Genomic DNA, 17,073 nt, shown 5'->3' with positions numbered 1-17,073 from the left:
AGGGGCTCAATAGGCATACCCAATAAAACCTTCCTTTATACATTTATAAAAAGTATTGTCCCTCTTCTTTTAATCTTTTACGCAAAAGAACAGTATCAATTTTATGGACATCATTCTTTGTCTGTTTGATGGCATGCACCGCAGCCATTCCGGCAGCTTCACCCGTCACCAGACAAGGAGGCATTACCCGCAAACTTCCGAAAGCCTCTTCATCTGTAGAAATGCAACGACCCGCAGTTAACAGATTCTTTAATCCTTTCGGTGTCAGGCAACGATAAGGAATTCCATGTGACTCCCCTTTTTTATAACGCGTCTCTTTATGCCCCGGCTTATGGACATCAATATAGTAACAGTTACGTCCAATTTCATCTTCAAACGTTTTGCGATCCAACCAGTCCTGAAAAGTAAACGTATAATCCCCTTCAATCCGACGACTATCTCTGACTCCCAACAAGGAGGCAGTCTTTACCACAAAAGCACTACCAAAAGCCTTAGGCTGCACTTCTTTCAGTGCTTCCAAATATTGCTCTGCGATTTGCCTGCCAGTAGCCATTGCCCGCGTAGTGGCCCATGGATTGGTCGAATCAACATTATCAATATGTCCGGCGTTAAACTGTACCACGTCCGGACCAATCAGGTTACTATTGAAATGCTTATCTATCAATGGATATTTTCCGGACTTAATCACATCATAAATAGGACTATTCTTGTTACTCGTATGTAATGAAGGACCTATGAGATTGTAATTATAGCTATCGACATTGGCAAACGAGAAACACAAAGTAGAACTTTGCAGCATACCATCCTCACCCCCCTTTTTAAATGAAGCACCTGCCCAAGCAGCCACATCTCCATCCCCTGTCGCATCAATAAAGACTTTCGCTTTAAATGCGACAAGTCCGGATTTATTTGCCACGATGATAGCGTCTATTGTATCATTAGCTGACATTTCAACGGCTGCAACCCTCGAAAAGAAAAGAACTTGAGCTCCCGAATCAGCGACCATTTGATCATAAACCTGCATCAGGTATTCAGGATTTATGTTCACCCAGTTCAACTTCTGTTTTCTCTCATGAGGCACTCCTTTTTTCGATGCCTCGAATATCTTTTCCGCCAATCCCCTATAAATGATTTTCTCACCATCCGAAAACGGGCACCATGCGGGAACCATACCTGCAGTTCCCATACCGCCAAGTTGCCCCATGGCCTCAATCAGTAAAGTCTTGGCACCTTCCCTAGCTGCAGAAATTGCAGCGGTACATCCGCCAGGACCGCCACCGATTACAATAACATCCCATCGATCGTCTACCGCAATCTTAGCATTCTTCAGCCGTATTTTAGACTGTGGAGTATCGCCATTCACATTAAGAGCAGGAACTGCAAAAGCAGCACTAAGCAACCCCGCTTTTTTGAGGAAATCTCTTCTAGACGTCATTACAAATTCATTTATTATAGTTACTTTTCCATAAATCTTTCCGCGCGTCCTGGTGTAAACAGTTCCCATAAAGAAGCGACAGTCCATCCGGGTGCAAAAATATCGTTGTAGTATCCTTTACCGTTCTTTCCGTAATCCCAACAAGCATGTTGAACAACTTCCGGATAATAACCGACCTTGGCAACACCACACATGTGACCTTCGTAAGGCAACAACTGTCTCATTGAAGTTGAAATCACTTCTGCGAAATTCGAAAAACGGGATTCTTTATATTGGTTTGACAACCAGCGAAGTACATCAGCAAATTCAAACACAAATACATCGATATGGTTGTTTTCTACTGAAACATTTCCCCAGCCACGCGTTTTCAGACCAATATCACCCAACATTTGTCCGGGTGCAAAAGGAACATCCCACAAATAATACCATGATAGTGCAAAATAAGAGGCTTGCTTTGTCAGATCAGCATAATGCTTATGTTCCTCCCCTTTAGTAACCAATGAAAGATAATAAGTGGCAGTTGCGGCATAAAGCGACGCTTCCTTATCCTCACAATTCGCGTCAAGAGTAGATGAAAAATAATCTGCTTTAGAAATCAGTTCTTTCTCCAGATAATCCGCAGTCCGCTTGGCACTATCCAGATAACGTTTATCTTTAAAGTACTTATATCCCATTACCAAAGGCAATGTAGCAGAAGGTGTGCTTCCTCCACTTTTATCGACGATGGAGAAATCATCACGGAACTTCCGCGGGAAACTACCGTCGGCATTTTGCAGTTGCAGGAACATGTCCAACATTTTTCTCAACCGTTGTTCCCATTCCGGATGTTTGCGACCCCTCTCTTTTTCATAAGCCAGAAAATGGAAAATTGCATAAAGCCCTTCCGACTGGCGGCGGATACTATGAACAGGATCTTCAAAATTCCTATCAAAATTTACCGATTCCTTGAAAAAGCCCGCTTCCGTGAAGCCATTCTTCAGATAACTATCAAATATTTTAGTACTGTTAGCTTTCAAATCCTCCCGATTACATTGCCAACCATATTCCCAGGCATTGAATGCATTAAGAAGAACACGTCCAATAAAACCTACCTCAGCCTGTCCATTACTTGTACATGCATCCGTTCTAAGATGTATACCCGAATTGTATACCAACGGATATTTATCCACCAAACTACTTACAAAGAATTGGCTAAGAGTCTGCTTCATATATTCAATTGAATAAGAAGTGTCAAGAGGTTCGGGCGAATATGTATCATAACAATATTCCCAAGTATGGCGAACAAAATCAGAATACTCCTTAGCCTCACCTTCGGTAATTTGCCAAGTCAACAAAATCGTTTCTCCCTTTTTCAAATGTTGATAAGCCGTTACAGCCGGAGCTAATGTCAACTTACGAATATAGCTTTTAGGAGCTTCCCGATAAGGGAAACCGAAAGAAAGAGTGGCGACACCGCTTTTATTTTCAAATCCGGTATGTCCCAAAGAAGTCTTATCAGAAAGAATTATCTCCCCTTCGCGATGCGTAGCCAATGCATTGTTTACAAACTTATCCAGCCTGCAGACAGTCATAAACTGTTGTTTCTTCTCACAGTAAATCCCTGTGAGAGGCGCACTCAACCTGTCTTCGCTAACAATCCAACTATCCGATGTATGGAACGAAGGTGCTTCTTTGGGCGAACGCAGATTACGCCGATACCAAAATCCCGGCATGTAAAACTGACAGTTATCATGGCAATAACCCGTACTCAACAATTGACGATAGTTGAAGTAAACATCCTGTGCAGCGATAAGCTGTACAGTCAATCGTATACAACTATCTCGTTCTTCAACTTTATGAAAAACCGTTATCGGCAATTTATTATCCGAATACCACGCATAATCAAAATAGCTATTCTCCAACTTATTCGGATGTAGCTTATAATTCACAGCATTATTACCTGGAACCTTTAAAGATAGTTCTACCTTCATATTCTCAGGAATATACTTCACTGCTCCCATACAAGTTGTACCAAATAAAATCGCTGTACAACCCATAAATGTCCTTAATATCGTTCCCATACTTCTTATCTATGTCCTATTATACCTTCATTTCCATTCAAAATCTAATGAATTATCGGCCAATATACCGCATAACGTTCAAAATGAACTTTATAAAAAGGTTCCAGCACTATATGCTCAAAACCTTTTAAGTTTATGCCAAACTTCAATGGTTCTCCTGAAACAGCCTCCACGTGAGTTGGAATCTGTTCTACAAGCTCTCTGAATACTGGAACTTTTGCCACGTCCATCTTATTCATAGCTGTATTGTTCATCTTCCCCCAAAAAGTAGTAGGAAGATTTTCCTTTCCCATACGCCCGGCAAGTACGTAAGGTCCATATAGCAATGCGACATAACGGTCGGTACCTGTTAAGTTCTCTGTATATATATGCATCGGAAGTCGTAGTGTAATCACATTCTTCCGCTCCCACATTCTGTCTATAATCCAATATCCATCACTGCCAAGCAGGGGCTGTTCTTCTTTTCCATTAATTATGAAAGTAGCTTTATCAGTCCAACCCGGCTTGCGAACGCGGAGAACTAGCTTCTGTTTTTTCTTTAAATTCAACGCAAAGTCGACCTTTTCGGACTCCGGAATCCGGTTTCGCTGAATGAGTTCAACTCCACCTTCCTTCCAGAAGAGAACCGAAGGAATGAACAAATTCACCCTGATCTCTCTTTCTTCATGAGTATTCGTCACTTTATGACTGTAAATAAACTTACCCAATTTCGCTGGACTTTCCAGACCGGTATGTCCACAACACCAAAAAGAACTGTCTCGTGAAGCATAGATACGATAATGCCCCGGTCGCATGGAAGTAAAATAACAGCACATACCTTTCACTGGATCATACGCCGACAAAATATGATTGAACAAAGTTCTTTCATAGTATGCCGCTTTAGTCGCATTCGGCTGCAAACTGAACAGAGATTCGGTCAAACGCAACATATTCACAGAATTGCATGTTTCCGGCCCGCTAATATGGAACATTCTCTCTATAAATTCTTTCTTAGAAAAGAAATGCTCTCCAGTACTGTTTCCCCCTATCACCCAAGTATGGTTTTGCATCACAATATCCCAAAAATTAGTAGCTGCGGTAAGAAAACGTTGATCATCGGTAAACATATAGTACTTATGAAAACCTGTAAATTTCGGAATCTGCGTATTGGCGTGCCAACCAAATAAAATATCTTTTCCCTCGGACAGAGGAACCCACATAGCCCGATCATTTAAACGGCGAGCCCAGTCAAGGAAACGCTTTTGTCCCGTCAACTCATAAGCCTCAACGTAAGATTCATTAATCGAACCATGTTCACAAATCAATAATTGCTGAATCTGTTCATCAGTCAGCTTATCCAATACCTGATAACCAAACCAATCGGCCAACCGAACTAATATCGGCAACGCTTCTTTCAAGTCACACTGTGTATAAGCAGCAGAAAGCCCGAGTAGCATTTTATTAATCAGATAAACAGGTGCCCAGACACCATTGACCGTAGGATTATCCGTTTTAATCTTTCCTGAGGTCACTTCCCGGAATAGTTTTCTGCCCCCTTTCACTCCTAACAAAAATCCATCTTTACCGGCTTCCTGACATAGCTTCAATTCTTTCAGCACATATTTCAATCGTCTCAGCAATTCTCTATCGCTCGTAGATTGATACATCATCGATACAGAAGAAAGATAGAACCCGAGAAATCCACCCCGAAGTGGTCCTGCTCCCCATACGTCTTGCGACTCCCAGCCGGCATAAGGTCCAGCTTTCGATGACAACCCCGATTCAATCCGATAAAAATGAAGCAAAGAGTCAGGATTCAACCAAAGAAGATATTCTTTGCCTTTCTGTTGCAAATCAAGAAAAGGACCATCCAATAAACGTATTTCTTTCAATGGAAAATAACTTTCAAAAGACGTACCAATCAATGTATTCCCTTTTCGTAACACAGACATAGCAGGATTCACTGAGCCAAAGATTAGCAATAAGCTCAATAGCATTCTTACGGATGTCTTGACCACTATACGCTCACACACCATCATATCTACTATTTAAATTCTATTTTTTTCGCTGGAATCAGCCGGACAGGTCCTATCAAACCCGATTCTATCAATGGCGAGTCTTTCCGGTAGTGTTTCCAAGTAGTGAATGCTACTCTTCCGACTTCCGGTTTATTTACTCCATTTTTATACCATTCCGGTAGCTTTCTGATAGCTCCACGGCTCAAGGCAGCAATTCCATTTACTCCACCTCCAGGCACATACTCATTCTCCTCTAGCAACTGTTCATCTCCAATCAGACGATTCGTCCATTGATTAGTCACCTTAATTTCCAATATATTTTCACCCTGTTTCAGCACATCAGTGACATCAATTAAATACGGACGAGACCAAAGGATTCCTTTATTTACTCCATTAACAATCACCTCCGCCATCACCTCTACTGCGCCCAAATCAAGGGAAATAACTCTATCCTCGGACAACATAGAAGGCTTCACGACAAAGTTAGTCTTATAAGTAGCTGTACCAGAAAAATATTTAACGCCTTCATCTTCGTGTTTATGCAAAGAGCACAATTGGGGCAAACTTATTTTTTCCGGTGCTCCCAACCCTTTCGGGAAACTAACCTCCCATTTCTGATTTATGATCACCGGACTTCCTGTTTTTTCAATCTTCACCTCTCTTTTTATACCGTCCGATGTAACAAACTCATAATTTCCATCACTCCATGCCAACAGAACGCGGGTATCCGCATAAGGTATCCAGTCCAATATACGCTCATCAGTATTTCTTGTATATCCTTTGGCTACCAATTGAGAAATCTCCTTATCTGACAATACTCTAGAAAACAATACCGGAACAGACATATCCCCATTATAATAGGAAGCTCCTTCTTTTAAAGTAGTGAAATTCAATCCAGGATGAATTGTTTGCAAAGACTTCGTCTTATAAGCTATATGCTCTCCATTGATATAAATATGCGGAGCCCCTTCCCTATAAACCAGACAAATATGACTCCAACCGGAAATAGGTTTTTCCACTCCCATTTTAAACTCAGGGTATCCTTTCTCATTCTCCCATACCGCAACTCCATTTCTACCTACAGCCAGTCCACAAGTGGCATGTCCTACGCCATATAACAGTTCACCGCCCGACGGATAGATTGCATAATATTCCGTCCAAGGGTATGGTATATATCCCATAGGGTTATCTATATTCAACATGGCATCTGATTCCGGTTTCACCCACAATGAGATTGAGAAATTGTCTCTTATATCAGGATATGCCGCCTGATTCCATTCTTCGGTTGATATAGCAGAAGCATCTATCAGACACTTCCCATCTTTATGAATAGAACGAATAGCCTCCTGTTCAGGAAGATCAGAACGAAAGACAACGAACACAGAACCATACGCTTCCAGTTGAATAGGCACCGATATGGTTTCTTCATTCGTTTGATATACCATAGCCCGTGTTCTTTCACCTGATATAGGATTCCAAAACTCAGGAATCTTTCCTTTCACACGAAAGTTACAAATAACCTCTTTCGAAGTCCGTTGCTGGTTAGCAACAAAATAAATATCCGACTCTCCTACCTGCCTATGAATATAGCGTATTGGGGCACTAATTGGATCTGTACTCACTTCAAAGTCAGGTCTTAACTGAATCTTCTCAAGTACTTGTTTCAAGTTTAAAGAGGTTTCCCAAAAAATTCGACCTTTCCCTACGCTATGATCCACCACTGTGGTTACAGCCTTTCCCCACAGTTCGTCACAAAGTTGCTCAAACTCTTTTTCTTCAACAACAGAATAAGATTGCAACCCCACAGTCTGTTGCGGACGGGCACCGACAATTATCAATCCCTGTTCCACCATATCCCGCAGTTTCCTCAATAAACTCAACGTAATATGTGATTGTTCCTGTAAAACTAATACACGATAATTCATTCCGTCCGGAAGCCTTAAATGCCCACGTTCTACCCAAGCTCTATTCAATAACGTTTCCGTATTTATCAAATCGTAATCATATCCTTCCGGTGGTATCGGATTCAAATCTCTTCTATGCACCTTCGTGTATCCTATAATCTTATCACCTGTAAAGTATGCAAGATCAGCTACGAATAATCCCTCTTGCAATAGAGTTTGACAACGGTTTAGATAATCTATCCAGGCACGCCCCGGCTCCCACCAGGTATTAGTTCTGTCAAAATGTATCCCCCAAGGACCTAAAGTCATAGCGGGGACAGCATTCGGATGAGGTTGCATTGCATAACGATGAATCACCATCCGATTAATCCCCTCTGTAAACGCCTTATCACCAACAGCCTTCAAAGAAAATGGATATTCCTGCCATCTTCCCGACTCAGGTTCAGAAGTATATGCCTCGGCACCCACCACTTTCTGACCGTTGATATGAGCTATCGAAGACGCCAATTTTGTAGTACGCCGCATCATCAAATTGTTCTGGAAAATAGCAGATAACCCATTCCAAAACTCTCCCATAACCCCATCTACCCGTGAACCTATTTGTAATTCTTCCATTGGCCCTCGATCATAAGGTTCGCAATATGATACCAGCCCATATTGATTACATAAATTCCGAAATTCACCATAATAATTATCTGCCAGCAAATCAGCCTGTACACGACGAATATCCCATAAGAAACGTTCTGTCATTTCTTTACTTCCTACAATCTTACCTGTCATAGCCGGCAAATATTTAATTAAATCATATCCGGTCCTTTCACAAAACTCACCTTCAAATCCGGATGTCCAGTTTTGCATACCGACTTCCCAGCTATCTATCTCCAGACCTATCTGAATCTGATGAACATAAGGTTTGATTAGTGGATACAATAAATCCATCATTTTATTAAAATGAAGCTGAATCGCCTGTTTGCTAAACTTATCGCATTCAAGCCCCACGCCTGTATCCGGAGCTGCACAGTTTTTTCTTCCGGTAGAAGTATGTCCCAAACGGATGACTGTCCAGTCTCCCAAAGGTGCCTCCCAATTCAGATGTCCCAAAGAATCAACCTGATTCGTCAAGTTAATAATATCTTCCAAGCAAATAACTTGTTCTTTGTCATACGTTTGTATACAGATCTTCCCTCTATGATTAAAAACACTGTTATTCAATAACTGCCAATCAGAAAAACCCACAGGTTTGCCATTCTTGAAAGAGGGGAAAGCTAACACAGCTATATCTCTATAATATCCTAATTCCGTTGCCGGCCGAAGTAATAAAGTATCCACCCGTTTACCACCTGCCACCTCAGTCTCACTCCAAGTCAACTTTTGCATTGAATACTCAGGAGTAATCCAAGGACCACCACTTGACGACCAACCCGGACAATTATGCATCACATAATCAATACCTAAACGAGCTGCTTCTTTTATAGCATGCGCTTTTAATTCCGACCACTCCGGACTTAAGTAAGTAACAGGCCCCTTCGGAATTCCAGTTCCCCCTTCCAGATTGAAAACACCACCTATCCCAATACGATGCATCGCCTCCAGATCCTTTGTAATGCCTTCCTTTGTGATATTTCCATTCATCCAGAACCAATATGTATAAGGCCGGGCAGTCGAAGACAATTGGGTAAAGTCTTTTTCCAGCTCACTCATCGGCCTAACTTTTACAGGATGAGCAGTGCCCGAAGGTAAAGGAAGTTTCTCGCTTACCGGAAGCGGTTTCCCAAAACATGGAACGCCAGATGCATCAAAAGTAAACTTCTGAAGACGAATATCCCGTTGCCAACCGGGTTTTCTCTCTTTTTTTGTATGGTAATAAATATAATGTTCCTTGTCATCATGAGAAGTTGTAAAACTGGCATGCCCTACCCCAAATACTTGATCGGTACCTTCAAATACAGGTTTATCACTTTTAATCCAGCTTTTCGGATCTAACAAATCTGCGTTCGGATCCTTCAGACGCAAATAAGAAAGTTTATATGTATCCAGCCATGATTGCCCGCAGGAATAAACAACAAATACATCTTTCTCGTGTTTTAAAATCTGCGGTCCCTCATTCAATGGCAACTCTCCTTGTTCATAATAGCGGTCCGGTGACGATATTTTTACTCTTCCGGAAGCCATTGTCCAAGGATTCTCCATTTTTGCGATATAAAGATGTTGCTGAGTTTTGTCAGTCGGTTCACTATTCTCCCAACCGGACCAGACAGCATACAATTGTCCTTTATGCTCCAACAAAGTCATATCAATCGCCCAGCGATTGTTTTTCCAGTCTCCCAAAACATCCCCCGTAAACAGCATTCCTTTGTCGATATACTCGCCCATTGCGTCTGATGTAACAGACTCCAACACGCCTGTCTTTTGGTGAATAAAAGGAGGACCGCTATATCCGCCCGCATAAAAAATATACCATTTACCTTTCCAGAAATGAAGTTCGGGCGCCCAAATGCAAGTCGAATTCCATTGTCCTTTTTCCGGTGCCTTCCAAACACGTACAGGAGGATTTATCTTATGCAAATCACGAGAGCGGGAAACTCCGATGCCACCCGGCACTCCGCAGCAATAATAATACCATCCTTCATGTTTTACAACCCAAGGATCAGCACCCGAAGGCAGGATAGGATTTGTGTAATATCCGTCATATTCTTGCCCACTCACCATCACCGAACAGACAATCATCATTATCCAGAAAGATAATCTTTGTATCATTTAAAATGAAGTTTTTAATGAAGTTTTTCTTTTAAAATATCTCTTTTATAACGTACTAAAGCTTCAACATAATAATAATCAGCGTAAGTTAACGGTACATCAACCTCTGCCTTACCCGGATTATTACCTACTGAATGTTTCAGAATAAAATTACAATTTGTACCAGGCTCAGCCAAATATTCCGGTGATGATAAAGTCTTCAACTGCATTTCGGCTACAGAAAGGCATTGTTTTGAGAAGTCACCTTCAGTATACTGGCTAAGTTCGATGAAAGCCGAAGCCATTAATGCTCCTGCAGAAGCATCACGAAGTTCATTGGGAATATCAGGAGCATCAAAATCCCAATATGGAATTTTATCTTCAGGCAAACGGGGATGATTCATAATAAATTTAGCCACATTGGTAGCATGTTGCAGATATTTCTCTTCCCCGGTCTCACGATACATCATTGTATAGCCATATAATGCCCAGCCCTGACCACGTGCCCAACATGATTCATGAGCATATCCCTGACAAGTGTTTTTCTTTTCAGGCTGTCCCGAGATCGTATCATAAGAAATCACATGGTATGAGCTATAATCCGGACGGAAATGATGCTTCATCGTCACATCTGCATGTGACTTGGCTATTTCCGCAAATTTCGGATTATCGGAATTCTTGGAAGCCCACATCAGCATCTCTAAATTCATCATATTATCAATAATTACCGGATATTCCCACACTTTCTGATTCCAGTCCCATGAACGTATGCAACCGACTTGTGGACGAAAACGAGTACTCAATGATTCCGCTCCTTGCAACAATACCTGTTTATACTCATCATTGCTTGTCAGACGCAATCCATTACCAAAACTGCAATACAACATAAATCCCACATCGTGATTATCTGTTGTGTATTTCTCATTTTCTATCCTTTTGGTATAGTTTTCTGCATACATTTTCAAGGAATTATCTTGATTCACCTCATACAAATACCATAATACCCCAGGGAAAAAACCACTTGTCCACCATTTGGCCTTTGAAGTCATCAGTTTACCATCCTTACCAATAGTACGTGGCAGTTTCTCCTCTTCATTCAATAAATTCTCAGCCATAAACTTTGATTGAACAGTCGCTATTTGCAAACTATTATTCACAAGAGTACTCATTTCGCTTTTGGGAATCGAACAACTACAAACTGCCATCAGTCCCCCAAATGCAATAATAGATGAACCTACTTTCATTTATATATTCTTTAAAATTATTTTTCTAATTGACGTTTTTTTATTCTTATCTGAGTTTCCAGTTCTTTTATCTCTTCACTTAATGGGGCAGAACCCACTTTGTTTTCATTCTCTGCAACATCCGATTGGCGTTCAAACACCATCCGGCCTACAACAGAATCACCTTTCAACCATATAGCACTGCTATATCGCTCCGAAACAATATTATACCCACCTTGCCATTGAACAAAAGCGTATTCTTTTATCCTCTTCTCACTATCCTGCAGAATAGGAACAAAGCTTTTTCCCTGTAATTGCCCCTCAGGAACCGGAACTTTACACAACTCACACAATGTGGGATAAATATCCACAAATTCTACAACTCCCCCAGCTTTTCCACCTTTACAATGAGGCACACGGACAATCAATGGAGCACGGGTCGCATGATTCATCAGGTTATGTTTTCCCCAGAAACCATGTTCACCCAAATGCCAGCCATGATCTCCTAATATCACTAATATCGTACTCTCTGCCAATCCCAAACGTTCAAGTTCATCAAGTACTAAACCGATCTGCGCATCTATGTAACTCACACATGCATAATAACCGTGCTTTGCCTCTCGCTGAAAAGCCTCATCCTTTGTTGTCGTAAATTTCCCATATCCACGAATCTCACCGGAGGAAGTAACCTGCTTCGGCAATGCTTTCGATCGATAAGAATTCGATGCCAACTGAATCTTCTCCCTTTGATATAAATCCCAATATTTCTTAGGAGCATTGAACGGCAAATGTGGCTTCCAGAAACCACATGCCAAGAAGAAAGGTACTTTCATCTCTTTCAATCTCCTTAAATCTGCAATCGTCTTCTGCGCTACTCTACCATCAATATAAGTTGTATCCGAAACATCAGCCAATTCACAGAACGGTCCTCGCAAAGTCTTAGGGTGGATATAACGGGAAGACTCTTCGTTCTGCCACAATTCCCACTTATTATATTCAGCCCAATCCTTACCGTAACCATCAGGATATACTCTCCACGGATATTCTGACCAACTACGGGCATGATCGGTTATATTATGGAAAACTTTTCCATTAGAAATAACATAATATCCACTTTTCTTAAAACACTCCGGAAGCGAAAGTGCATTTGGACAATCTTTCTCTGCATTAGCATCGAAAGCAGTAAAACGTTCCGGATAACAAGGATATACTCCTGTAAATAGACTCGCTCTGGAAGCCCCGCTCACAGGAATATTACAATATGCATTTTGAAAGACCGTAGCCTGCTCTGCCAATCTATCAATGTGAGGAGTCACAATATCCTCTATTCCGTAACACCCCAATTCAGGCCGCATATCATCAGCAATGATAAATAAAACATTCATCTTGCCCTTCTTCTGTCCATAAACACGGGCAGAAGAAAGCAAAGTAATCACACATACAAAATAAAATGATTGAATGCTGCTCATGGCTATATCCTTTGGAATGTAAAACCAGATTATTTAAAATCAACTCTCTCAAATGAGAATCTATTCTTAGCATCAGTCTTATATTCTTTCAAATAAGGAGAATAAGTGTCCACTTTTACCTGTTTCTTTTTCACATCTATATCTACAATACGTAAAAAACCGGTTTGTCCTCTATTCGTTCCTTTCACTCCATCCTGAAAGTTAGCCAACATCTGATATACCTTATTACCTTGTTCACCTATACTAACCAACGTTCCAACACCGCTATTCAAAACATGTCCACTAAAGACAAAGAGAATATTGGGATATTTACTCACCAACTTATCCCACATTTGCTCACCATTATTCACCGCATTCTCACCGATATCCTTTCCCAAACCATATTTCTGAGGCAACCAACGGTCTCCTTCTCCCATACGTGTATCGTCTGAATACATATACGCATGCGTATTAATAATCACCTTATGGTGCGGATGTTTCTTCGCAACCTCTCCGGCCCAATCAAGTACATTATTACGAGGTCCAAACTCCAAACAAAGAATTAACCATTTTATTCCGGCAGCCTTGAAAGTATACCATACATTATCCATTTTCCCTTCTTCAAATGCACCTCCAAAATTCTTCATCTTACTGTATTTTGCATAAGGGAAATATTTATTAAACAGCTGGGAATCTCTTTTATTCGAATTTTTTCCCAAATCGTGATTTCCCATAACAAAAACATAAGGAACTTTATCATCCATCATATTCAAGGTAGAAGCTGCCACCGTCCACTCTTTATCAATATTGTGATCCGTCATATCCCCTTGCTGCAAAACAAAATCAATACTATCTGCATGTTCCACCGCCCACTGGATCTGCGACCTCAGAATGTCCGGATAAAGTCGTGAATAAGTTTGTATATCCGGCAATAAAACCAATCTGACCTGTTTCTGTGTACTGCAACTTGACAATACCAGAATTGTTGTAACCAATAAAGCTGTCAATCTCAAATGTTTTCTCATAATATTCAACTCATTTGAAGGTATGTCGCGCTATTTTTGCTTAAATAGAACATACCTTCGAGATTTAATTCTAGTTTCTAATAGAACCATCTTTCTTTATATCACGACTTCCGCTCCATATTTTAACCGAAGACCATTTCTCAGGCTTGGCTGTCCAGAATTCATCATCCACCTGTAAACCCAAAGGCAAGAAAATAAAAGTACACAAATAATTACTGCCAGTAGATACATATCTGTCGGCAATCTCGGGCTGATGCCCACAGAATCCCAAATTCAGCCATCCATCCTTATCAAATGTACCTCTGGCTAATTGTCTTTTCATAACCTTAGTTAGAGCGCAACGCACTTGTGCCGGTTTGATATGTTCAGGCAATAATTTCATCCAAGACACCTGAGCTAATACCTGAAAAGCCCCAAAACGATACCCCATTGATCTTCCCAATACAGGATAAGTTCCTTCCGGAGATATCATCTTTTCTTGTTGATCAGCATAACGGATCAGTCGTTGTAACTGTACATCATAAAAATCAGCCCCTTCCACTTTATGTTTTTTCATGACCGCCAGTACATCTATCAACATGGGTTGAATCACATAACTGTTGTAATAATCCAAATGAAAATTACGCCCGTCACCATACCAGCCATCTCCTTTATACCATTCTTTATGTCTTTTTAACGCATAATGAATTGGTTTCAATTCACATTCACCCGTAAACTCCAATAAGGCCGCCTCAATAGTAGCAGAGAACATCAACCAATTAGACTCTGAAGCCTTGATTCTACGCGAAGCTTTCAATTCCTTAATAATTCTCTCTTGGGTCATTTTATCTAACTTCGGCCAAATCTGATCCTTAGAACGTAACAAGCCTTGTGCAAAAAACGCAGCATCAACCAACGGCTGTCCTCCAGGCCCATCAAAACGCATATAATCAGGTGATTCTGGGTTTACAGCATTAGCTATAGATTTCACTACTAAATTGGTATATTTAGCACGAAGCTGACCTTCTTCCGTATCATCAGGAGGTAAATTCAACCATGCAGAAATACCATTAAAAGAACGTCCTAAAGCTTCCAAATGCGTCACATTCTTTCTTGTATTGCCATTGTTTAATCCATCAAAAGTTTCAACAGGCATGTTTTTCCTCAAAGTATTCTGACTTAAATTTGTATATAGCGGATCAATGATCTTAATCATTGTTTGCACCCAATACTCACGATCCTTACTTTTCTTTGCAAAAGCATTACCTTCATTTACCCAAAGAGAAAATGCCAGAAAAAAGAGGAATATTCTATGATTTCTATTATTCATAATTTTATAATTATTAGATCTCAGTATCTTCAGTCACACCAAAGATACTGAGATTTTATCTAAATAAATTAATTAGCTTCTATTGTTTCCAAAGGAGGAATATTATTTTCAGATCCTGCATATCCCTTATTCTGATTAATATGCCCTTTGGTATTAGAATTAATCGTAGATGCAGGAATAGGCCATAAGACATGATACGGACTCATTGTAAATTCCACATTAGAGATAGTTTTAACTCCTTTATTATAAAAATCGGTAGACTCCATAATTCTATCATAAAAGAAATTATCTTCTGAGAAATTATCCATCTTATAGACCTTACCTGTATAAGAGGGTTTTCCCGTTTGTGCAAAAATATAAGCAATACGAGTCAACTCTGTTTTTCTAGGTTCTTCATAATATAACTCTCTCGCACGTTCATCCAAGATTGTTCCAATATTCACATCAGATGCCGCCAAATCACCCGCACCCGCTCTATTTCTTACTTCATTCACATCATCTGCCGCTTTCTGCAAACTGGCAGCATCGCCTTTCCAACAATAAGCCTCTGCACGCAACAAATAAGTTTCCGCCAAACGATATACATACCAGTCTGTATTACCACCTTCCGGTTGTTCTACTCTGTCCGGATCCGGTATAAACAACTTGTAATGCGGCCAGCCAAACCAACTACGAATTGTATCTTTACACAACAGCTGTCCAGTCTCTCCATAAAGCTGCAAAGGTTTACCATAATATTTATTTTTCCCTTCCAACTTAGGTTCATTATATATTAAATCCTCCATATTCATCCAATTTCCTTTTGCATGACGTAAATCATTCGGATCATCCCAAATATACTGGGTAGAATAAGCAGTTCCCCGACAGCGTCCGATTCCACGTCCATACTTTTTAACTAGTGAAATTTTGACTGTTCCTTTGGGATCTTTTTTATCTGTTACTCCCTGTTTACCATCAGGAGTTAATATAGCATTCTTCGTATTTCCATAATAAGGAACTGCATTTCTCATCGTTCTAATTCCATCGCCTTGGCTTCCTTCTACAAGATATCTGTCAATAACCAACAAAATAGTCTCTTTATTTTCTACCAATGCCTTATTTTCAGGGCGATGTAAATCCCAAATCACATTTTTAGTAGCATCAGCCTTTTCTGCTCCGAATCTATTTTTCATCAATTCATAACGCGGATCACTTATTACAGCCGTAGCTACTGTTATGGCTTCATCAAACAAACCGGCAGCCAAATATAACTTAGCCAACAAATGATAGCCTGCTGCACGTGGAGCTTTTCCTCTATCGACCACCTCAGGCATCCATTGACAAGCAAACTTCATATCATCTATCATTTTATTTAAAATAACCTCACGCTTCGTTGTATAAAAGTCGAGTTTCGCTTCTGTAAATTCTTTCAATAGTAAAGGCACATCACCAAATTGATTTATCAAACGGTAATAGTGATAAGCTCTAAAGAAATAAGCAGTAGCCAATATCTCGTTCTTCTCCTGTTCAGACGAGTAAGTTGCTTCATCAATACGTGTAATCACAGTATTAGCATACCTAATATTATCATACGCTTCATTCCAATACCATCCTACTCTATTGGCATTAGGACTATTCAAATTTTTATCAGGCGTAATAACCGCATTTAGATCTTGGGCAACACTTGTTTTGTCCGTAGTTCCTTCAATAGCTACCTCAGAAAAAATATGTTCAGTAATAATGGCAGGTCCATCTCCATAAAACTCCGCTTTAATCCTTTTCTCACAAGTACCAAGTGCAGCCCACATACCTTTAGCATCCACCAGAGTATTTTCCGGAGAATAAAACGAAAGAGGTTTAGGTTCCAACCAGCTGTCCTCACAACTCGAGAGAGTTATCGCAACAGATCCTATTATCACTAATTTGCAAATATTATTCATAACATTAATTCTTAAAA

Annotated in this window: 9 protein-coding genes; all 9 read right to left on the bottom strand. The window is 40.3% G+C overall.

Annotation, left to right across the window (positions count from 1 at the left end; translation table 11 throughout):
* Positions 1-43: 43 nt before the first annotated feature.
* Positions 44-1,435 (bottom strand): FAD-dependent oxidoreductase, encoded by a 1,392-nt coding sequence (locus AB9N12_RS08200; protein ID WP_369891274.1) that lies wholly within the window; start codon positions 1,433-1,435, stop codon positions 44-46.
* Positions 1,436-1,455: 20 nt separating this feature from the next.
* Complete coding sequence (locus AB9N12_RS08195) at positions 1,456-3,495, bottom strand: hypothetical protein (protein ID WP_369891272.1); 2,040 nt, start codon at positions 3,493-3,495, stop codon at positions 1,456-1,458.
* A 44-nt stretch (positions 3,496-3,539) separates the two neighbouring features.
* Positions 3,540-5,510 (bottom strand): beta-L-arabinofuranosidase domain-containing protein, encoded by a 1,971-nt coding sequence (locus AB9N12_RS08190; RefSeq protein ID WP_369892842.1) that lies wholly within the window; start codon positions 5,508-5,510, stop codon positions 3,540-3,542.
* 8 nt (positions 5,511-5,518) lie between these two features.
* Positions 5,519-10,153: a glycosyl hydrolase gene (locus tag AB9N12_RS08185; RefSeq protein WP_369891270.1), complete on the bottom strand. Its 4,635-nt coding sequence runs from the start codon at positions 10,151-10,153 to the stop codon at positions 5,519-5,521.
* A gap of 14 nt (positions 10,154-10,167) precedes the next feature.
* Positions 10,168-11,376, bottom strand: a complete 1,209-nt coding sequence (locus AB9N12_RS08180) for a glycoside hydrolase family 88 protein (RefSeq protein ID WP_369891268.1) — start codon at positions 11,374-11,376, stop codon at positions 10,168-10,170.
* A gap of 17 nt (positions 11,377-11,393) precedes the next feature.
* Entirely contained in the window at positions 11,394-12,824 is a 1,431-nt protein-coding gene (locus AB9N12_RS08175) for a sulfatase (RefSeq protein ID WP_369891266.1), read from the bottom strand.
* 29 nt (positions 12,825-12,853) lie between these two features.
* The gene (locus AB9N12_RS08170) at positions 12,854-13,828 is read right to left on the bottom strand and encodes a metallophosphoesterase (RefSeq protein WP_369891264.1); all 975 of its coding nucleotides are present in this window, start codon (positions 13,826-13,828) and stop codon (positions 12,854-12,856) included.
* A 70-nt stretch (positions 13,829-13,898) separates the two neighbouring features.
* The gene (locus AB9N12_RS08165; protein WP_369891262.1) at positions 13,899-15,137 is read right to left on the bottom strand and encodes a DUF2264 domain-containing protein; all 1,239 of its coding nucleotides are present in this window, start codon (positions 15,135-15,137) and stop codon (positions 13,899-13,901) included.
* 68 nt (positions 15,138-15,205) lie between these two features.
* Positions 15,206-17,056 carry a RagB/SusD family nutrient uptake outer membrane protein gene (locus tag AB9N12_RS08160; protein ID WP_369891260.1) on the bottom strand — a complete coding sequence of 617 codons (1,851 nt, stop codon included), beginning with the start codon at positions 17,054-17,056 and terminating at the stop codon, positions 15,206-15,208.
* Between the last annotated feature and the right edge of the window lie 17 nt (positions 17,057-17,073).

Origin of the sequence: Bacteroides sp. AN502(2024), from assembly GCF_041227145.1 — a bacterium.
Classification (GTDB): domain Bacteria; phylum Bacteroidota; class Bacteroidia; order Bacteroidales; family Bacteroidaceae; genus Bacteroides.
This window is presented reverse-complemented; position numbering and strand designations above follow the sequence as displayed.

What these genes read in the sequence shown, in the direction of transcription:
- AB9N12_RS08190 (WP_369892842.1), bottom strand. Translation starts at nt 5,510, where the DNA reads ATGGTGTGTGAGCGTATAGTGGTCAAGACATCCGTAAGAATGCTATTG.
- AB9N12_RS08195 (WP_369891272.1), bottom strand. Translation starts at nt 3,495, where the DNA reads ATGGGAACGATATTAAGGACATTTATGGGTTGTACAGCGATTTTATTT.
- AB9N12_RS08160 (WP_369891260.1), bottom strand. Translation starts at nt 17,056, where the DNA reads ATGAATAATATTTGCAAATTAGTGATAATAGGATCTGTTGCGATAACT.
- AB9N12_RS08175 (WP_369891266.1), bottom strand. Translation starts at nt 12,824, where the DNA reads ATGAGCAGCATTCAATCATTTTATTTTGTATGTGTGATTACTTTGCTT.
- AB9N12_RS08180 (WP_369891268.1), bottom strand. Translation starts at nt 11,376, where the DNA reads ATGAAAGTAGGTTCATCTATTATTGCATTTGGGGGACTGATGGCAGTT.
- AB9N12_RS08165 (WP_369891262.1), bottom strand. Translation starts at nt 15,137, where the DNA reads ATGAATAATAGAAATCATAGAATATTCCTCTTTTTTCTGGCATTTTCT.
- AB9N12_RS08170 (WP_369891264.1), bottom strand. Translation starts at nt 13,828, where the DNA reads ATGAGAAAACATTTGAGATTGACAGCTTTATTGGTTACAACAATTCTG.
- AB9N12_RS08200 (WP_369891274.1), bottom strand. Translation starts at nt 1,435, where the DNA reads ATGACGTCTAGAAGAGATTTCCTCAAAAAAGCGGGGTTGCTTAGTGCT.
- AB9N12_RS08185 (WP_369891270.1), bottom strand. Translation starts at nt 10,153, where the DNA reads ATGATACAAAGATTATCTTTCTGGATAATGATGATTGTCTGTTCGGTG.